The sequence below is a fragment of the Gardnerella vaginalis genome, from assembly GCF_001546455.1.
GTDB classification, from domain to species: domain Bacteria; phylum Actinomycetota; class Actinomycetes; order Actinomycetales; family Bifidobacteriaceae; genus Bifidobacterium; species Bifidobacterium vaginale_B.
The window spans coordinates 1-20,259 of the sequence record NZ_KQ956823.1; the positions used below are offsets into that span (position 1 = coordinate 1).

General features: G+C 45.1%; 14 protein-coding genes and 1 tRNA gene. 12 read left to right on the top strand and 3 right to left on the bottom strand.

Features of this window, described 5'->3' with window-relative positions; all coding sequences use genetic code 11:
• The first annotated feature begins 375 nt into the window (after nt 1-375).
• The 5 genes from HMPREF3216_RS04995 (at nt 376) to HMPREF3216_RS05015 (ending at nt 5,098) form a co-directional block, all read left to right on the top strand.
• The gene (locus HMPREF3216_RS04995; RefSeq protein WP_060787212.1) at nt 376-1,371 is read left to right on the top strand and encodes a DMT family transporter; all 996 of its coding nucleotides are present in this window, start codon (nt 376-378) and stop codon (nt 1,369-1,371) included.
• 77 nt (nt 1,372-1,448) lie between these two features.
• The gene (locus HMPREF3216_RS05000; protein WP_060787213.1) at nt 1,449-2,618 is read left to right on the top strand and encodes an ICP22 family protein; all 1,170 of its coding nucleotides are present in this window, start codon (nt 1,449-1,451) and stop codon (nt 2,616-2,618) included.
• A 79-nt stretch (nt 2,619-2,697) separates the two neighbouring features.
• Nucleotides 2,698-2,770 (top strand) — tRNA-Ala (locus HMPREF3216_RS05005).
• A gap of 155 nt (nt 2,771-2,925) precedes the next feature.
• Entirely contained in the window at nt 2,926-4,185 is a 1,260-nt protein-coding gene (locus HMPREF3216_RS05010) for a Na+/H+ antiporter NhaA (protein WP_060787214.1), read from the top strand.
• An 85-nt stretch (nt 4,186-4,270) separates the two neighbouring features.
• On the top strand, nt 4,271-5,098 hold the full coding sequence (locus HMPREF3216_RS05015; RefSeq protein WP_060787215.1) for an LOG family protein: 828 nt from the start codon (nt 4,271-4,273) through the stop codon (nt 5,096-5,098).
• A 19-nt stretch (nt 5,099-5,117) separates the two neighbouring features.
• On the opposite strand, the gene HMPREF3216_RS05020 is transcribed toward HMPREF3216_RS05015, so the two are convergent.
• The gene (locus HMPREF3216_RS05020) at nt 5,118-6,296 is read right to left on the bottom strand and encodes a succinate dehydrogenase/fumarate reductase iron-sulfur subunit (RefSeq protein ID WP_060787216.1); all 1,179 of its coding nucleotides are present in this window, start codon (nt 6,294-6,296) and stop codon (nt 5,118-5,120) included.
• Nucleotides 6,297-6,421: 125 nt separating this feature from the next.
• On the opposite strand from HMPREF3216_RS05020, the gene HMPREF3216_RS05025 reads away from it, so the two are divergent.
• From HMPREF3216_RS05025 to era, 6 genes are all read left to right on the top strand, one after another.
• Nucleotides 6,422-7,219, top strand: coding sequence for a 16S rRNA (uracil(1498)-N(3))-methyltransferase (locus HMPREF3216_RS05025; protein WP_060787217.1), 798 nt, complete (start codon nt 6,422-6,424; stop codon nt 7,217-7,219).
• A 111-nt stretch (nt 7,220-7,330) separates the two neighbouring features.
• A complete protein-coding gene (locus HMPREF3216_RS05030; RefSeq protein WP_004122874.1) occupies nt 7,331-7,699 on the top strand; it encodes a histidine triad nucleotide-binding protein in 369 nt (122 codons plus the stop codon).
• Between the two features lie 3 nt (nt 7,700-7,702).
• Nucleotides 7,703-9,013 (top strand): PhoH family protein, encoded by a 1,311-nt coding sequence (locus tag HMPREF3216_RS05035; protein WP_060787218.1) that lies wholly within the window; start codon nt 7,703-7,705, stop codon nt 9,011-9,013.
• A 2-nt stretch (nt 9,014-9,015) separates the two neighbouring features.
• The gene (gene ybeY, locus HMPREF3216_RS05040; RefSeq protein WP_060787219.1) at nt 9,016-9,543 is read left to right on the top strand and encodes an rRNA maturation RNase YbeY; all 528 of its coding nucleotides are present in this window, start codon (nt 9,016-9,018) and stop codon (nt 9,541-9,543) included.
• Nucleotides 9,533-11,119, top strand: a complete 1,587-nt coding sequence (locus HMPREF3216_RS05045; protein ID WP_060787220.1) for a hemolysin family protein — start codon at nt 9,533-9,535, stop codon at nt 11,117-11,119. Before ybeY ends, HMPREF3216_RS05045 begins: the two co-directional genes overlap by 11 nt.
• Nucleotides 11,120-11,148: 29 nt before the next feature.
• Nucleotides 11,149-12,219, top strand: a complete 1,071-nt coding sequence (gene era / locus HMPREF3216_RS05050; protein WP_081091002.1) for a GTPase Era — start codon at nt 11,149-11,151, stop codon at nt 12,217-12,219.
• A gap of 175 nt (nt 12,220-12,394) precedes the next feature.
• Here the strand turns inward: era and HMPREF3216_RS05055 are convergent, their stop codons facing one another.
• Nucleotides 12,395-16,321 carry a coiled-coil domain-containing protein gene (locus HMPREF3216_RS05055; RefSeq protein ID WP_060787221.1) on the bottom strand — a complete coding sequence of 1,309 codons (3,927 nt, stop codon included), beginning with the start codon at nt 16,319-16,321 and terminating at the stop codon, nt 12,395-12,397.
• A 405-nt stretch (nt 16,322-16,726) separates the two neighbouring features.
• Nucleotides 16,727-18,781: an AMP-dependent synthetase/ligase gene (locus HMPREF3216_RS05065; protein WP_060787223.1), complete on the bottom strand. Its 2,055-nt coding sequence runs from the start codon at nt 18,779-18,781 to the stop codon at nt 16,727-16,729.
• A gap of 434 nt (nt 18,782-19,215) precedes the next feature.
• On the opposite strand from HMPREF3216_RS05065, the gene HMPREF3216_RS05070 reads away from it, so the two are divergent.
• A complete protein-coding gene (locus HMPREF3216_RS05070; RefSeq protein WP_060787224.1) occupies nt 19,216-19,833 on the top strand; it encodes a 50S ribosomal protein L25/general stress protein Ctc in 618 nt (205 codons plus the stop codon).
• Nucleotides 19,834-20,259: the final 426 nt, after the last annotated feature.

Sequence of the window (20,259 nt, forward strand, 5' to 3'; positions counted from 1 at the left end):
TTCATCCGCTGCGAAAAATCTCGAATCTCTACTTCACTTGGCGTAACCACGCGCGAACGATTTTCCTGCTTTTGTTTATTTTTGCCCGCGTTTGTTGTCGTGTTTGGTGTTTTGGTAAACAAGCGCGGGCAAAAATAAACAAGCGTGCGCTCCGACCTGCCTTCGAGCTTAAATCATGAATCGTAAATCTTAAGGCAATAGCGCACTGTCAAGCGCTAATTTCGTAATAAAGTCGGAAATTTTACGAAGGAACGCCGATGGGTTGTACTTTTCTTGTATTTGTGTCTATTCTATAAAGATTATAAGGCAATTTAGCTAACTTAAAGAAAAATTTAATGTTATAGACTCGTGATTTGAAGGAATGGGGGGAGTGACATGAGTGAAATAAATAACGCTGTTCAACCAAGGCAGAACAATCGATTTACTGTAAATATTGCGCGAATCATGTTGCTCTTATGCGCCGCAATTTGGGGAGGAAGCTACGTTTCGTCTAAATACGCTCTAGAGGTATTCTCGCCGCAGTGGCTTATGGGAGTTCGCATGCTTGGAGCGTGCATAATAATGGGCGTAGTCTTCTTTAAAACAATCCGCAAGAATTTTACTAAAAAGCTAATAATTCCTTCGCTTTTAACAGGCGTTACATACTACGCATCTTTAGTTACGCAAACAGAAGGATTAAGGTGGATAGACCCAGGAAGAAGCGCTTTTCTTACAGCTGCCTACTGCGTTATAGCACCATTTTCCGCATGGATGATTATTAAAAAGAAGCCAACACTTTTAGGGATTATTGCGGCTCTAACATGCGTTGTGGGTGTTGGATTTGTTGCATTAAAGCCAGGCTTGCTCGTTCTTACGCTTTCTCACGGAGATGTTTTAACTCTTATTTGCGCGGCTGTTTTTGCGTTTAACTTAACATACTTGGCGTATTACTCTAGGCAGTACAATCCCGTTGCTTTAACATTTGGCCAGTTTTGTGTTTCTGGAGTTCTATTTTTGTGCGGAGCTGCAATAAGTGAGCCTTTGCCTAACTTTAGTGCAGAAGATAATTGGATTACGTTTATAAACATGTTCTATCTTATAGTGATAGTGACTGTTGTTGCTCAGGTTATTCAAAACTACACGCTGATTTATCTTTCCACAGCTAACGCTTCTGTGATTATGTGCACAGAATGCTTGTTTACATTGCTATTTTCTAGCATTCTTTACAATGAGCAAGTAACAAGCATGGCTTTTGTTGGATTTACATTGATTTTTGCTGCGATTCTTCTTGCAAGTTTGGCAGAGCACATTGAGCTTATAAAAGCAAGGAAAAAGCAAGACGCTTATAAATCTAAGGCAAAAGTGGCATCTGCGCCAGCAACTACAATCTAAGTAGTAGTCAATTTGAATACTAATCAGTGAATGTTGTTTGGTGAATAGTAGTATATAACAATTTTTAAGGTGTGCTTGTGAAGAACTTCTTTAAGGGAATATCATTTACGCAAGTGCTAGCTGGCTCTCTTGCGGCTGTGACGGCGTTTTTGCTTTCGTCAAAAATTGGTATTGCTGGGTCTGTTATTGGCGTTGCAATAGGTTCGATTGTCTCTGCTGTAGCATCGCAACTTTATCAAAATGTTATTCACGCATCTTCTAAAAAGATACAGTCTTCTTCTGCACTAAAGTCAAGTTCAAGCCGCTATGAAGAAGATGACACTAAAGTGGTGAATAATGCGCGTTTTATTGCATTAGAGGATGATATGCCTAAAGAATACGAAGTTTACAACAATATGGGCGATTCAAGCAAAGAAAAACAAGCTAGAAGAGTTGTTGCAATGGCTTCTAATGCAAATGTTGCTGGCGATTCTTCAAGCTCACAAAACGCAAAATCGGTAGAGTCGCAAGCGCTTAGTGCCGAAAGCACAAGTGTTATGGAATTGTCTTCCTTAAGAAAACTGAAGGAAGAAGATAATTCGCTTTCGGAAGGGGACGCAGACTCACTTCTTACTCTTAACGATGCTAAACGTGCATTAGGCGGCGGCAGTGATTACGCATATAGCGAAGCTAAGCATAAGAGACTTACGATTGTTATTGCCATTTTGAGCGCGATTGCGGCCGTTCTTCTTACTTCTGGCATTGTGCTGCTATTTACTCAAGGAAGGGGCACAGATAATTTAGTGCCTTCTGGCCAAAACACCGAACAGAATAATGGCCAGAATTCGGGCAATAATACGCATCAAAATGGCCAGAATAATGGCGTTCAAAATCAAGATAAAAACTCGCAAGATGAGCAAAAAAACTCTCAAGATGCAGAGGATGAAAAAGATAGTAAAGATGGCAAAGATGGCAAAGACGGTGAAGATTCTTCGAGCAAGAATTCTAGCGAAAAGCAAGATAAAAAGACTCGAGAAGGATCTTCCTCTTCTTTAGACGCAAATGGGCTTGGTGCAGATTCTGGGAATCAAGGCTCGGGAGATTCTGGAGCTTCTGGTGCGGATTCTGGATTGCGCGGAGCTAAAGGCGATTCTTCGTCTTCTGGCGATTCTTCGCAGTCCTCGTCTTCTTCGTCTAACGGAGCGAGTGGCGGATCGGCTGCGCAGCAGGGCGAATCTGGCTCGCAGCAATCTGGCAGCGGAGAATAGTATACGACACGCCGAGTTTGGTTGGCAGCAAAATCTGTTGTATTCTATCAAAGGTTCGTTTGAGCTGTACAACTAAAACGGGGCTATGGCGCAGCTGGTAGCGCATCTCCATGGCATGGAGGGGGTCGGGGGTTCGAATCCCCCTAGCTCCACAATTTAAAACGTCACTTCTAATCGGAGTGGCGTTTTTGTTATATTTCGATACGTATCTTATATACTTGTAAGTCCTAGTGCATATAACGTATTTTGCACAAGCATTCTAGATTTAAAACTTACTAGACTTAAAACTTAGAGGAGATAATTCCGCATGGTAAAGCGCGCGTGGAAAGTGGCATGCAAAATAGCCAATAATGAGCGTACGTCTGGCTTAATTATGCTCGGATTTGCTTTAGCTGGATTAATGCTTGCAAATTTGCCATTTGCGTCGCCTATTTTTGAAGCTGTTTCTCACACGCAAATCGGAATTCCATACACCAACATTCACATGTCGATTAGCCACTGGGTTCAAGACGGCGTGCTAACTATTTTCTTCCTTACAGTTGGTTTAGATTTAAAACACGAGCTTATTGCAGGATCACTTAGAGACCCGCGCGCTGCAGCAATGCCAATGATTTGCGCGCTTGGTGGCATGATTGTTCCGCCGATTCTTTTTGTTGGAACTGTTACAATATTCTCGGAGCTTCACGCTGGTCAAGAGATTATGCGACTTACTTCTGGAGCGCTTCCATCTTTAGAAATGGTTCGCGACGGTTGGGCTATTCCTACGGCAACAGATATAGCATTCTCGCTGGCTGTTCTTGCGCTTTTTGCTAAGACGCTTCCTAAAGCATTGCGCGCATTTTTAATGACTCTGGCTACAGTCGACGACCTTCTTGGAATCGCGTTAATTGCACTATTCTTCTCTTCGCTTAACGCATGGTATTGGTTTGTGGGCGTTGTTTTATGCGGATTAGTGTGGACTATGCTTGTGCGATTAAAGCGCGTTCCTTGGCCTATTGTGGCGCTTGTTGGCGTGCTTGCGTGGGTTATGATGTATCAAGCTGGCGTTCACCCAACTCTTGCAGGTGTAATGGTTGGTTTGCTAACTCCTGCACATCTTGTTCACGGCGAAAAGTCGCTTAGAGCCGAAAGGTATCGCCAGAAAATTCAGCCTTTGTCTTCTTTGTTTGCTCTGCCAGTTTTTGCGCTTTTTGCAACTGGAGTTCATTTTGAAACGCTGACTTGGGAACTGTTTTTGTCTCCAATACTGATTGCGATTACGATTGCGCTAGTTATTGGAAAGCCACTTGGAATTATGATTACAGCTTGGCTTGCTAAGAAAGTTATTGGCTTGCGCGTTCCAGACGATTTGCGCGTTCGCGATCTTTTGCCTACGGCTTGTGCGTGTGGAATTGGCTTTACTGTGTCTTTGTTAATCGCTTCGCTTGCCTACAGCGACGCGGATCTTTCGGGAGAAGCACGATTCGGCGTTCTAGTGGCGTCTATTGTGGCCGCTGCTGTTTCGGGATTCTTGCTTGCAAAGCAATCGAATCATATGGAAGAAGAATTAGACGATATTGAAGAGTGATTAAGAGTGATAGAGTGATTAAGTCTGTTTTTAATTGCGATTAGAAGATGACTAGAAAGTTCTAGAAGGTTTTAGAGGGTGACTTATGGTTTCTAAAAATAATTTAGATAAATCTGATAAATCTTGCGACTTGCGCTCGCAAAACACCGAACAGAATTCACCTTGGAAAGACACTTATTACAGCGGTGCCGTAATGATGCGCGGGCCAATGATCCCTAAGGAAAGCACAACGGAAACGCTGTTGCAACACGATTTGCCTAATAGCGATTCGCATAATAATTACGCGTGGCAAGGCCTTGACCCTTGGCGAGTTCTTAGAATACAAGCCGAGTTTATAGATGGCTTCGATGCTTTAGCAAAACTTGGATTAGCTGTTAGTGTGTTTGGTTCTGCTCGCATAAAGCCCGATGAGCCAGAATACAATAGCGCTCGCATAATGGGCAAAGAGCTTGTAAACCGCGGTTTTGCAGTGATAACGGGCGGCGGGCCTGGAATTATGGAAGCGGCAAATCGCGGAGCGGCAGAAGCTGGTGGAACAAGCGTTGGGCTAGGAATCGAATTGCCTCATGAGCAGGGTCTAAATCAGTGGGTAAATCTTGGCATGCGATTCCGCTACTTTTTTGTTCGCAAAACAATGTTCTTAAAATATTCTTCGGGAATTATTGTGTGCCCAGGCGGATTTGGCACAATGGACGAGCTTTTTGAGTCTCTTACGCTTGTTCAAACTCATAAGGTTTCTAAAATTCCTGTTGTGCTTTTTGGCAGCGAATATTGGAAAGGCCTTATTGATTGGATTGGAACTACGGTTAAAGAAAGAGGACTTATATCGTCTTTTGATCCTAGTTTGCTTGCGATTACAGACGACCCTATAGAAGCTGTGAGAATTGCAACTGGAGACAAGTTTATTAATTAGTTTTATCTTAAGTCTTAGCTTATTCTTGCTTATTTTGGCTTATTTTCCGCTCATTTATAAGCGTTGTAAGCTGCCAAATCTCTTCTCCAACGTCGATTCCTCGCGGACACTGCCTGGAGCACGCGCGCACGGATTGGCATGCGCTTATGCCGTCGCTAGAATCTGCCAAGTCTAATCTTCGATTAGTGGCGTTATCTCTGGAATCGTTAATAAATCGCGCTGCGTTTATAAGCGCTGCAGGCCCAATAAATGCTTCTCCGCCCGCATAAACTGGGCAAATTCCTTCGCACACTCCGCACATTATGCAATTGCTTAAAAGCTCAAACTTTGCAAGCTGCTCTGGGTGCTGCAAAAACTCAATAATCGCAAGCTTTCCGCTGCTGTTTCTTGTTGGAACATTTTGCGATTGCAAATATGGCTCAAGTCTTTTAAGCTGTGCAATCATTGGGGAAAGGTCGCAAATAAGGTCTCTTTGAACGGCAAAGCCTGAAAGTGGTGCAACCTCAATAATGCCAAAGCTTCCATTTTGGATTAAAGAAAGAGTTTCTTTAGATTGTGACTGAAGATTGTGATTTTCTGCGGTTGCGGCTGATGTTGCGGAAGCTTGCGACTTTACGCTACCAGTTCTTCTAAAACCGCTTGATCGAACCCCTTGATTTTGCGTATTTTGCCTAGCATTTTGGGCGATTGTAGCTGTGCAAAGCAAAGTGGGTATGCCGTTTACGTTCGCAGCATCCGATCCGCAAACGCCGTGGCCGCAAGAGTATCTAAATGCCAAAGTGGGGTCTAGTGTGCGCTTAATTTTAAGCAAGCAGTCTAAAATCGTGTCGTTTTTGCGCGCGCGAATTGTATAATCCTGAATCCAATGTTTTCCGCTTAGTGCTTTAGCTGGTGAATCGCCAGAATGTTGCGCCTGGAATGGGCTGCTTTTGCGCTTTTTTGCAAAAGGGCTTTCCCTGTGCCTTCTAACTAAACCAGGGGAGTTGGTGGAGGGGCTTGATGTTGAATCGGTGGCTGAAGCAGTGGCTGGGCCAGTGGTTGAATCGCAAGCAACCGAAGAGTCGAGAGCTGTCGAAGAGTCGCAAGAATCGTCATTTGGCGTAAAACGAGATACGCGAAAAGTCACAAAAGCTTCATCGCTTGTAGAGGAATCTTGATTATTAAAATGCGCAAAGTTGCAGTTAAAATCGTCAACCATTTGCGCATACCTCCAATACATACCATTCTAGTTTGCCACAATACTTGCACAGAATTACTTGCACAATTACATAAGTAGTCATAAGCAGCAAAAATGTTGGCTGCGCCTAACGTTAGGCTTAAATTATGACAGATGCTTTGTTTTTGCTGGATACAAATAAAGACGATGCGCCCGTTCTTGCAAATGGGATTGAAGAGGGGTGGACTCTTAGCTTGCCTCAACACGTTAAAAGGCATGCAATAAGCGCAATGCGACTTTCGGATGGCGATTCGCTGGACCTTTCGGACGGAAAAGGAGTGCGAATTCACGCAACGATTACAGACAGCGAAAACGGCTTAGTTAGAGTAGATTCGTTTATAAAAGAGCCAGCTCCAACAACCAGATTGGCGCTGATTCAGGCGCTGGCAAAAACGGGTCACGATGAGCAAGCAATAGACATGGCTACGCAAATCGGAGTAGACGAGGTAATTCCTTGGTGTGCAGATAGGTCGATTGCAAAATGGAAGCCAGGGCGCACAGATAAGCGATGGAATCAGGTGCTTGAGTCCGCTACGGAGCAATCGCGTAGAGCGTGGATGCCAGAGCTTTTAGAGCCAGTTACAAGCAAGCAGATTCTAGCGATTTGTAGGCGTGCATGTGTTTATGGAAGTCTTGTAGTTGTTTTGCATCAAGACGCAACAGATTCTTTTAGTCAAATCGAAAATTACGTAAATAACTTAACAGAAAAATGCTTAAAAGATGGCAAAACGCGTACTGTTTACGTAATTGTGGGGCCAGAAGGTGGAATTAGCGAAGAAGAAGTGCAAAGTTTTATAGACGCTGGCGCCAAAAGTTGCGTTTTAGGAAGCAATATTTTACGCGCGTCTACAGCAGGGCCAGTATGCTTATCGTTGCTTTCTAGAGTGCTTGGTAGGTACGAGTAGCAAGCAATTTTGCAAGCTTTGTGCGTGTTTTGTGTAAAATAGTAAATGGTGTTCGGTAATAAGAATTGCAATAAGAATTGCAGTAAGAATTATTGAAAAGTGGGCAAAATAATGGATAAAGCATGCAAAACATACAAAACTGACGACGATTGCATTTTTTGCAAGATAATTGATGGGCAAATCCCAAGCAGCAAAGTGTATGAAGACGACTCGGTAGTGGCTTTTAAAGACATTAATCCGCAAGCCAAGGTGCATGTTTTGATTGTTCCGCGCAATCATTACAAGAATGTTGCAGATCTTGCTCAAAATGATTCTGCTGTTTTGGCTCATATTGCATGCGTTGCGCAAAAAATTGCAAACGACTTTTATAATGGCGATTATCGCCTTGTTTTCAACACTGGTTTGGGAGCTGGCCAAACCGTGTTCCATGTTCACGCTCATGTTTTAACAGGCGAAAAACTTGAAGAAGGTAGTTTATAAATCGTGGCAAATAGTACAACGCGTATTGTTCAAATTCCAAGCGAATTAAGCCCAGTTGCTGTTTTGGGAGCAGCAGATTCAAACTTAATAGAGTTGGAGAAGGCTTTTCCAAGCGTAGATATTTCCGTTCATGCGGATTGTGTGAAAATTGTATCTAGAAGCGCAAGAAGTGAGAAAGATGCCTGCAAAGCCGAACACGCGTTGCGCAAAATAGTTGATTGCGCTTACGAAGCTCCTGTTGATTCTTATGCTGTAAGACGCATGTTAGAAAGAGATGTGCTTAAAGGTAACGAGCATAATGTGCGAATCGATAGGATTGGGCACAATGGCGGAGTTTTAGGCGGGGTGTTTAGCGGATTAAAGTCTTTTGATGCTGGTGCTGGAGATGGCGCTGGCTTTGGTTCTGGCTTTGGTTCTGGCTTTAGTTCTGGTTCAATCGAAAGTGATTTTGCGCGAGATTCTGCCGATTTAATGCCATCTAGTGAAGATACTAAAAGGCGCACAATGAGCAGAAAAGCGCGAATGGCTAAAGGCGTAATAACGTTTGCAGGCGGAAAACCTGTTCGCGCAAAAACAGCGGGTCAAACGGCTTATGTGCAAGCAATGGAATCAAATACTATAACGTTTGGAATTGGGCCTGCTGGTACTGGAAAAACGTATTTGGCGGTTGCTAAGGCGGTTAGAGCTTTAAAAGATGGTCGCGTGCGAAGAATAGTGTTGACGCGCCCTGCTGTAGAAGCTGGGGAAAATCTTGGATTCTTGCCTGGAACGCTAAACGACAAAGTGGATCCATATTTAAGGCCGCTTTACGACGCGCTTTCCGACATGTTGGGCGCGCCGCAACTTAAGAGGTATATGGACGAAAACGTTGTGGAAGTGGCTCCGCTTGCATACATGAGAGGTCGCACGCTTAATGACGCTTTTGTTATTTTAGACGAAGCGCAAAATGCCACTGTTCAGCAACTTAAGATGTTTTTGACGCGTCTTGGTTTTAACACCACAATGGTAATTACGGGAGATAGAACGCAAGTTGATTTAGCGGTTCCAAAATCTGGATTAGCTTCGATTGAGAACGTGCTAAAAGACGTTAAGAGTATTGCGTTTGTTCACTTAAATGCTAAAGACGTTGTTAGGGCCGAGCTTGTTGGGAGAATCGTAGAAGCGTACGAAGCGTGGGAAAAGCGCGAGGCTGATTTTAGGCGCGAGAAGAATAGCGCAAAGCGCGAGGCTAGCAGTGCGCGTGGAAAGTCGCCAGTAACCGCAGAATCGCAAGAAACCGCAGAATCGCAAAATCTTGAGAGGAATATCAAGTAATCATGAGTGTTGAAGTGATGAACGAAACCGTTTGGCAAATCGACCCAAAAATATTCTCCGACCTTGGAATGTGGGTTTTACAACAAATGCGAGTAAGCGTTCAATCCGATTTGTCGATTACTTTTGTGGACCCAGAGCCAATCGCTAGTCTTCACGAAAAGTGGATGAACTTAGAAGGCCCTACAGACGTTATGAGTTTTCCAATGGACGAGCTGACGCCTGGAAGCGATGACAAAGTTAGCGAAGGAATGCTTGGAGACCTTGTGATTTGCCCGTGGGTGGCGGCTCAGCAGGCGGCTGCGGCGGGGCATAGCACAATGGAAGAGATGCTATTGCTTACGATTCACGGAATGTTACATTTGCTTGGCTACGATCACACTACGCCTCAAGAAGAAAAGCAAATGTTTGGCTTGCAAAGGCAGCTTTTGCTAACGTTCTTTGCGGCTAGATCTGGCGAGCTTTACGACGCCACTTTGCCAGCGAGCGCTGTAAATGAGCTGGAAGAATACGAGAAAAATCATGCTAAATAACATTACAATTCCGCCGATTCCTGATTTGCCTGCGCATATGTGGGCTTGTTTGGCTGCGATTGCAATAGTCGCAGTTTTGCTTGTGTGGCTTTCGCTTGCTATGGCAGCGGCGGAAGGGGCGGTGCCAAGAGTCACAAGGTCTAGTCTTAATAACCTTATGATTGAAGAGCAAACGAACGATAGCGAAAGTCAAGTTGTTCGCTTGAGGAAGCTTGCTAGAATTCGCAGAGCAAAGAGGCTTATAGCAGATAGGTACGCAACAAGCGGAGCGTGCGCGTTTGTGCGAATTGTGTGTAACGTGCTGGACGGCGTGGCTTTTGCGGCAATCGCGGCGGCGCTTGGGGCATCTCTTTGGCTAACGCTATTAATCGGGCTAATAGTGGCAATGATTGTTGCAATTGTTTCTATTCTTGTACGGCCAAGGTCGGTGGGCGCGGCTCAGCCAGTTTTTAAGCTAATGCGCTTGTCTAGAATAGTTTCGATTGCTGTTTTTATGAATCCGTTTGCAAAAATCGCAAGCCAGGGGGATTTGCAAAGTCAAAGCCAAAATCATAAGAAAAATGCCGCTCTTTCCGACGACGAAGAGCTAGAAAATATTCAGTTAGACCAGGCTAAGGCGAGTATTGATAGGCTGGTGGAGGCAAATGATTTTGACCCAGAAGTTTCGGAGATGATGCGCAATGTGCTTACGCTTTCCGACACTTTGACGCGCGAAATCATGGTGCCGCGAACCGATATGATTTGCGTTAAAAACGATGAAACGCTGGAAAATTTCCTAAAATTATGCTCAAGATCTGGATTTTCTCGCGTGCCTATAATCGGTGAGTCGGTTGATGATTTGGAAGGAATCGCGTATTTAAAGGATGCTGTGCGTGCAACCGTGTTTAATCCAGCGGCATCTTCGCGCGCGGTTTCTACGATTAGCAGAAGCCCAATGCTTGTTCCAGAGTCCAAGCCAGTGGATGATTTGTTCCACGAAATGCAGCGAATCCGCCAGCACGTTGCCGTTGTTGTAGATGAATATGGCGGGATTGCAGGGCTTGTGACGATTGAAGACGCGATTGAGCAAATTGTTGGAGAGCTGGAAGACGAGCACGACCGCACTCAGCACGCGGATCCGCAAGAGGTGAGTGAGGGTGTGTGGCAAATGCCTGCGCGCACGCCGATTGCCGATTTGGAAGATATTTTTGAGGTGCATATAGACGAAGACGATGTGGACACTGTGTTTGGGTTGCTTACAAAGTTGCTTGGAAGTGTGCCGATTGTTGGGTCTAGCGCGGTGACTCGCGGGCTTAAGCTGACTGCGGTTGATTCTGCTGGGCGGCGCAAGAAAGTTTCCACGATTCAAGTTGTGCGAGATATTCAGGGTCTTAAAGAAGAAGATAGCGTTGGGAAGAGTGGCGTAAAGGGCGATTCCAAGGGTGACTCTAGGGGTGACTCTAAGAGTGACGGCGTAAAGAATGATGCCAAGAGTGACTCAAAGAGTGACGGCGAGAATAGCGGAAAAGACAAAGCTGGAGCCAATGAATCATCGCAAGCAAACGGCGATAATAGCCTTCCGCGGTTTTTATCTTAGTGGCATTTGCGCAGAACAGTATGGAAGATATTAATAATATGAAAGACAATAACGATATGAATGATATGGACGACATGGACGATATGGACGATATGGACGACGAAATGTTTGCTAATTTGGATCCTTCCCTAAAAGCGAGCGTAGAAGCGCCTGATTTTAACGGCTATAAATCGGGATTTGTTGCGGTAGTAGGCAGACCAAACGTTGGAAAATCAACGCTTATGAATGCGCTAATTGGAACGCAAATCGCAATCGCGTCTTCTCGCCCAGAAACAACGCGCAAGGCGATTCGCGGAATCTTAACAACTCCAAATGCGCAAATGGTGTTAGTTGATACGCCAGGAATCCACAGGCCGCGCACTTTGCTGGGTCAGCGCTTGAATGACATTGTGGACGAGTCGCTTGCAGATGTGGATGCGATTGCTTTCTTGCTTCCAGCAGATCAGGAGATTGGGCCTGGAGATCGCAGAATTCTAAGCCGACTTCGCTCCGACTTTGCCAAAAAAGATGCGGCTGGAAACTGGGTGTGGAAGGTTCCGCTTATTGGAATCGTCACTAAAATTGATACGCTAAGCCGAGATGAGTTGGTGTCTCATTTGATTGAGATTCAGCAGTTTGCTGATTTTACGGATATTGTGCCAGTTAGCGCGCTGGAACGCGACAATGTTGACGAAGTTAAGAAGGTTTTGATTGACAATCTTCCAGAAGGTCCGAAGATGTATCCAGACGATCAGCTTAGCGAGGAGAGTCCTTCGAGCATGATTGCGGAGCTGATTCGTGGGGCTTTTCTTGAGGAGCTTGACGACGAGTTGCCGCATTCGCTGGCGGTTGTTGTAGATAGCATTGTGCGCCCAGAAGATGAGGACTATGCGCAATATGGCGATAATAAAGTGCATGTGATTGTGTCGGTGTATGTTGAGCGCGATTCGCAAAAGCCGATTATTATTGGTCGCGGCGCGGAGCATCTTGTGCGCGTTAAGAAGCGTTTGCGCACTGCGGTGAATCGCATTACGGGTGCTAAAGCTGTGCTCGATTTGCACGTAAAGGTTGCAAAGGGGTGGCAGAGCGACCCTAAGAAGCTTGAGCGCTTGGGGTTCTAGCGAATCGACGATTTCGAGCTGCGTAATTTGCCCGTGTTTGTTTCCCAAATTGACCAAAAAGGGAACAAACGCGGGGAAAAGGGAACAAACGCGGGTAAAATCAACAACAAAAACCGCGGCAGACAAGTCGGTTATAAGACTGGTCAACCGCGGTTTTTTATTCTATATAGCGTGATTATGGGCGACGATGGCGAGCAAAGTAAGTGCCGCCTCCGATTGCTGCGATTCCTGCAACAACAGTCGCTAGAGCCGCAACAACCTTAAGCGTAGTGCTGTTGGACGCGCTTTGCGCTGCGCTTTCCTCGCCGCCTGCCGCTTGAGCGTTCTTAGACTCATCCTTAGATTCGCTCTTGGAATCATTCTTGGAATCGCTCTTAGACTTGCTCTTTGCAGAATCCTTAGCAGCATTCTTAGAGGACTCGCTCTTAGCGTCATCCTTCTTAGCCTCGTCTGTCTTGGCTGCATTCTTTGCAGCGGCCTTAGCTCCAGCCACTAGTGCGGCTGCGATGCGATTGGCGCTAGATGCGCTAAGAGTATTAGCTTGCGCTGCGCCTGCAACATTATTCGCCGCAACACCATTAGCATTCTGAGCGTTAGCGCCGTTTGCGCCGTTAGCACCGTTTGCACTCTGCGATTGTGCAGCTGGAACAGCAACGTTAAAGCCAAGCTGCTCGCTGCCGAACAAGTTGTTTGCGTATCCTGCAAGATACTTGCTGTACCAGTTGCTGCTGCTGTAATCCGAGCCGCCAGCATAGTCGCTGCCAGATGCTTTGCCAGGCTCTTCAACAGACGCAGAGCCAGAGCCAGATGCAGAACCAGAGCCAGAGCCAGGAGTTGTGCCTTCGTCGATGCTTGGAGCAGGAGATGGGGCTGGCTCTGGGGTTGGTGGCTCTGGGGTTGGTACGTTCTTAAGCGCATCGGCAGTCTTAGTTAAGGTTGTAGTAAGCTGTGCAAGCGTATTTGTGTAACTTGCCAAATACGTTTGCATATCCTGGAATTTTCCGGTCGCAGCAAGGAACTTGGCACTGTATGTTTTTTGAGTCTCTTGAGGCAGCTTCTTGATTATCTCGTTAAACTTAGTTTCAACAGCCTTAACGGTCTCTTGTGCTGCCTTAACCTTAGCTTTAGCGGCTTTAAGAGTGGTTTGAGCAGAGGCAACCTTAGCCTTAGCAGCCTTAACAGTCTTTTTAGCTGCCTTAACAGCCTCAATCTTTTTGGAAACATCAGCATTGGTTTCTACAACCTTTTTATTTGCCTCATCTGCTCTTGTACTTAAGGCAGAAAGCTCGTTGTTTACTCGTTCTTGCTGATCTTCAGCATCTTTAACAGCCTTTTGCGCATCAGAAACTCTATTATTTGCTTCTGTAATCTTCTTAGTTTCCGCTTCGACTGTTTTCTCTAATTCTGTAATCTTATCAGCTAGCTCATCAGCCTTTTTGTTAGCAGCCTTAAGTGCTTCTTCAGCATTATTCTTGTCGGCTTCTGCATCTTGAACAGCCTGATTGGCAGCAGTCACCTTGCCTTGAGCAACATTAACAGCATCAGTCAATTTGCCATCAATCGTAGCCTGCTTTGCATCTGCCAATCTATGAGTTTCTTCTGCATTTTTCTTAGCATTCTCAGCATTTTTGTTCAAATCAACCGCAGCTGCTTGCAACTTTTTAAGTTCTTGCTCAAGTTGCTTCTTTTTGTTCTCTCTAGCATTTTCGTCAAGCTGAGCATTAGCATCTGCCTTCTGCTTTTCTTCTTCATAAAGTTTTTTCGCAGCCTCAGCAGATTTTTCCAGAAGGATTTTGCTTTTATTTGCGTTTTTAGACTCTTCTTGAGCTTGCTCAAATTTGCTAACAGCATCGTCGAATTTTTCTTCGAGGCCTTTAATAGCGGCACGATTCTGCTCGTTCATGGCGTGCTTTTTCTGCAAAACCTTATATCTGGCGTTAAAAATAGCCATATTTGCAAGGTTTGCGTCCGCATTAAGCTGCTTCAACTTTTCTGCGTTATCTGGTTCCAAGTTATTGTTATTAGGATTAACTTTTTTAATATAAGCATTAAGCAAATCCTTATATTGGCTAACTGTAATAGTCGATTCGTTGCTGCCATGCCACATGGCAATATCTTGGTATTTGTTGGTGGTGTCATACGAGTTGTCGCCTTCGGCGAAGCCCGCAGCAGTATTTGATTTATCGGCAAAGTTTGTGTAATGGCCAACTGCGTTTATAAACTTACCAGTCAGCGACCTATCATTGTCGTTTTCAAATAAGATAGTTTTTGTATTGCGAGTAAAATCTGCAAGATCATGTCTATGTTGTTGCAGTATTTCTTTAGCGCCATTTGCGAGTTTATGATTCGCCCATTTGCCGCTGCTAATTGTGTTGTCGTACAAGGTTTTTTCTATTGTGTACCAACCGTCTAGAGCGTTGTGTGAGTCACCAGAGTTGATTTTGCAAGAAAAATGACCTTCGTCTGTTACTTCGCAGTCATCAAACTTCTGTGGATTTCTTGTGCTATCGTGCCCGTCTAACTTGTTGCTCCACGCAACATTTTCCGCAGATCGATTATATGCATGTGTTTTTAAATCTTCTGCTACATTATTAGGTTCATGAGATACAGCATGACCAATATACGCGGCGGAGTAGAAGGAGTGTACAATGCTCTCTGCAATATGCGTTAAGCGCACGCCGACTTCTGGCAAAGAATCATCTGCCTTGCGCAGCTTGTTAAGAGCATCGTAGTATGTTGATGCTTCAATCATATTTTGCAGCGAGTCTGCGCTGCCAACCCTGCCAAGTCCAGGCTTTACTAAGTCGTTGTACCAAGTTGGAGCCTCTATTGTTTGCGCTTTTTTATACGATCCATCTTGGAACTCTTGTTTTGGAATCACATAAGATTCGCCCTTAAGGACTTTTTGAGCGCGCTCAGCGTCTGCAATAAGGTCAGCGTTGCCTGCATTTTCCTTAGCTTTTTCGGTATCAATCACATATTGCAAGAACTTGTAGAAGTCGGACTTTTCTTCTACTTTTTTGTTTGAATCTTCTGTATCTGCGGTAAGATCGTATTCGTCACTTTTTTGTTTTGCTGTGCGTTTAGCTTCCTCTACAGCGTTTTTTAAATCATAAAAGTCTTTGTTCTTTGACTTAAGCTCATTTTCTGCTTTTGTAAGATTGTCGCTTGCAGAGTTGACTTCCGAATTCTTCTTAGCAGCATTAGTCTTTGCTGAATCTGCTTTTTCTTGCGCTTCTTGAGCTGCTTTTTCTAGATTTTTAACATTCTCATTTTCGCTAGCAGATTTTGGATTTGTAAGCGCTTCTATCTGGGCTGTAATTTTCTTTTGATTGTTATTGTTTTCTTCAACAAGCTTATCTGCATTTTGTTTAAGTACATCTGCCTGATTGGCCTTTTGCAATAATTCCTGATGCTCCTTTTTTGCATTGCTTAGGGCATCCTTGGCTTGTTGCAGATTTGCATTTTCTTTCTTTTGAGCTTTTTGCTTATCTTTTAAATCTTCATCTGCTTTATCTGCTAGCTCTTTATGCTTTGCAGCGTCACTTTGAGCAGAAGCATTAAGTTCTTCGGCTTTTATTTGTGCATTTGCAGCTTCTTGCCTTGCGTCTAAAGCAGCTTTTTCATTATTTTTTTCTGCTTCTAAGATTTTAGTTTTTGCTGTTACTTCGTCTTTTACTTTAGATGCCTGCAATTGCTTTTCTTGCAATTCTTTATTTGCTTTAGTTTGATTTTCTTCTGCGAGAGTTTTCTCTTTTTGAGCATCCTCTAACTTAGATTGTGCAGTGCTAGCAACATTGTTGGCGTCGGTCGCAGCTTGATTAGCCTGATTATATTCGTCTTGAGCTTTTGTAAATTCTGTATTGGCTTCTTTTTCTAGTCTTTCGGCTTCGTCTGCAAGCTTGTTTGCTTCTTTGTTTGCTTCTTCGCTGGTTTTTGGATTGGATTGTGGTTCTGATTGTGGATTTTCTCTGTTAACTACATTGTTAGTTTCTTGAGTTATGTTTGGATTCTGTTCAACAGCGTTGGCCACATTTGCCACACCGAATAATGCCAGTGAACTTGCGCCTAAAGATATAGCGGCTGCGATTTTAGCATTCATAAAACCTCTCCTCATATTTGATAATAGGAAATCGTTAGTTTTCGTGTTTTTGAACAAGATTTTTAGCAATTGCTTGCCGTTCGTCTTGTTTTGGAAAACATATTTTCTACCGGGGGGGGGGTATATAGTTTTCAACGTGATTTTACCAAATACCTATGGATTAAACTGCGAATCGACGATTTCGAGCTGCATAATTTCCCCGTGTTTGTTTACTTTTTCTTGCTTTTGTTTCCAAAATTGACCAAAAAGGGAACAAACGCGGGTAAAAGGGAACAAACGCGGGCAAAATCAACAACAAAAACCGCGGAAGACGAGTCGGTGAAGACTGGTCAACCGCGGTTTTGGGTGATTCGCGCGTAAATCGCAAGTAGGTTGCTGGCGATTAATGCCACGCTTTAATCAGCGCTACTTCTTGCGAATCGTGTACATTTGCGTGTTGAGCAATGCAGAATACTTCTTAATAACGCGAGGGCGAATAATCTTCATCGAAGCCGTCATCAAGCCGTTTTCTTGAGTAAACTCTTCTGGCAAAATAATGAACTTTCGCACAGATTCCGCGCGCGATACGCCCTCATTTGCAAGATCCACAAACTTTTGAACTTCCGCACGCACAACCGCGTTATTTGCGGCATCTTCCATGCTCATAGTCTCGTCCAAGCCCTTGGATTTAAGCCAATTGCGCAAAATCTCCTCGTCTAAAGTAACAAGAGCAGATATAAATGGCCTCTTATCTCCAAGAACAAGCGCTTGAGACACAAGATCGCAACGCTTAATCACTTCTTCAATAGGGCCAGGAGCTACATTCTTGCCGCCAGCAGTAATGATTAAGTCCTTCTTGCGACCAGTAATGTAAATCATGCCATCGTCGTCAATTCTGCCCAAATCGCCAGTAGCATACCATCCGTCTTCTGTAAACGAAGTCTCGGTGGCCTCTTCGTTCTTGTGATACTTCTTAAACACGCAAGTGCCCTTAATTTGCACTTCGCCATCTTTAGCAATTCGCAAAGTGAAAGCTGGGAAAGCAATGCCAACAGAACCTTCGCGGAATGGAACGCCAATAGGCGTAAACGCGCATGGGGCAGTGGTTTCCGTAAGACCGTAGCCCTCGTAAACTGGCACGCCTGCGCCGCGGAAGAACGAAAGCAGCTCTGGGTCCAGTGGTGCACCTCCAGCAACAATCCAGCGCGCACGCCCACCAAGCGCTTGGCGAATCGGGCGGTAAACCAGTGGGTCGTAAGCAGCGCGGCGAGCCTTTGTGAGCGCCTTAGCGTCTCCAGAATCCTGTACTTCCTTCATATATTGCTGAGCCGTAACAACAGCACCCTGGAAAGCAAGTCCCTTAGCGCCGTGACCTGCCTTTTGTGAAGCCGCGTTATACACTTTTTCGAGCACACGCGGAACAACAATCATAACGGTTGGTTTTGCAACTTGAAGGTCGGATATAAGCGTTGTAATGCCTTGCGCAATGTAGATTCTAAGCGTGCTGGCAACAACAATATAGTTGATTGCGCGCGCAAACGAATGAGCCTGAGGCAAGAACAGAAGCACAGATCCATCAGGCTCGCTAAGCAAGTCTGGCAAATAAATCGGCAAGTTTAACGCCGTTGTGCAATAATGCTCATGCGTCATTTCCACGCCTTTTGGCGCAGCCGTAGAGCCAGAAGTGTACACGATTGAGCACAAGTCGGTTTTTTTAACCGAGTCAATGCGTTCGTCCAGCTCTTCGTCGCTAACAGCGTATCCAAAAGCCTGAAGTTCCGCCAATCCGCCAGTTTCTATGCAAATAATGCGCTCAAGGCTTGGGCATTCTTCGATTGCGCCGTCCGCCTTTTCCTTCATATCTGTTGTTCCAACAATCAGAAAGCGCGAGTCGGAGTTGTTTACAATGTTGCGAATTTGCTCGGCAGAATCCGTGTCGTAAATCGTAGCAAGCACGCCTCCGCAAGCCATAACCGCAGCGTCGGCAATATCCCACTCGTACGAGGTTTTGCACATTAACGCAACAGCATCGCCCTTGCGCAAACCGTAGTGCATTAAGCCTTTTGCGGCATCTCGCACTTCTTTAAGGAACTGATTTGCGGTTTTTGTAACCCATTCATCGTTTTCTTTGTATGTGTAAAGCGGATCGTCTCCCATGCGTGCGGCTCTATCGGCATACAAGTCGTAGATGCTTGTGCCTTCGTCTAGCGGAGCGCTTCCCTCGGTTTTTGTAGTCAACAAGCCAGTTTGTGGGTCTAGGAACGTTGTGGTTGGCATTTCTGCGCCCCACTCTTCTACGCGAGGCAGACGCGATTTTTGCGCAAGTAGCGTGTTTGCTGCTTCTTGTTTTTCTTCGACTTGCGAGTAGTCTTGGCTTCCCGAGCGATCGTCGCTAACTGGGTGCGCAAAGTTGCTGCCGATTTGCAAGGCCTTGCGAGCAAGGTTGAAAGCCTGCTGCTGGAGTGTGTTTAGCACGGACACGTCTGCTCCTTAATTGCGCTAATCTTGAGTCATAAATTGCGTTGCAACGTGTAATTTGTGTTGCAACATGTAATTTGTGTTGCAACTTTAGTCACAACTTTAGTCACAAAATCAGCTTGTTTTTAATCGCACAATTCAATGCGCGCTTACTTCTTTTATATATGATAATAGCTTGTATAGCTCAAGTCACTTTTTGTGTTGTGTTTGTAATTAGGATTTTGCGAATTAGCATTAGTATTTTTGCGGAGTTTGCGCATGTCTAAGTGTTTTTGTAGACTAGACAAGTTGCTTTGGCGAGGGAATAACACTGCGATTGCACCTGTGATTGCCGTGTAAGTTCCGTTATCGACTGGGCTGATGCCAATATGGTTTTCGGCGCGTCGGTGCGCCTGAAGCTGGATTAATCAATCTATCCAGATAATAAGGAGACCGATATGGCTACAAAGATTACACTTGAAGGCAATGTGCGTAATGAGTTCGGTAAGGGCGTTGCTCGCCGTTTGCGCGTTGCAAATTTGATTCCAGCAAGCATTTACGCTGGCGGTGCTGAACCTGTACACGTTACTCTTCCAATGAGGGAGACCACTCTTTCGCTTCGTCACGCAAACGCTTTGTTCACCATTAAGTTTGGCAAGGAATCGCGAATCGCAGTTGTTAAGGATGTTCAGCGCAACCCTGTTAAGCGCATTGTTGAGCACATTGACTTCTACGAAGTTAAGGCTGGCGAAAAGATTGACGTTGAGGTGCCAGTGTTTGTTGAAGGCACTCCAAAGGGTGCTGCTGTTGCATTCGTAGACGTTCAGGAGCTTAAGGTTCGCGCAGACGTTTCCAACTTGCCAGAGCGCTTGGTGGTTAACGTTGACGGCTTAACCGATGGCACCAAGGTATTTGCTAAAGACGTTAAGCTTCCTAAGGGCGTTGTGCTCGACATGGATGGCGAAGAGTCTGTTGTTAGCGTTACCGTTCCAGAAGATGCTGCTCCAGAAGAGCCAGCTGCTGCTCCTGCTGCCGATGCTGCTGCTCCTGCTGCCGAAGCTCCTGCAGCCGAGTAAGGTTTTGCTTAGAATTTTTGCTTAAGATTTTCTAGGATTTTCTAAGCTTTTCTAAGATTTATAAGCCGCGCGTAGTCAAGGTTTTCTTGGCTTGCGCGGCTTTTGTTATTTCTGCACACGCGAATCGACGATTTTCCGCACTTTGTACCAAATTTGACCTAAATCACGTACAAAAAGCGGAGTGGGTTGACGGGTTTTGTACCATATTTTGGCTAAATCACGTACAAAAAGCGGAAAATCGTTCGCGCGGTCTAAGCGCGCTATGTCGCTCGCGCAGATTAGCTGCGCTCACGTCTTCGCAGCGCAGAAGCAGTGCTTCTGCCTTGAGCTGCTCAGCGCGCAAAATTGCCTTCGCGCGCTACGCTTCAAGCGCTCCGGCAGGTTGGCGCGCGCAGCTATTAGTAGCCGCTCGGCTGATTTGGCATG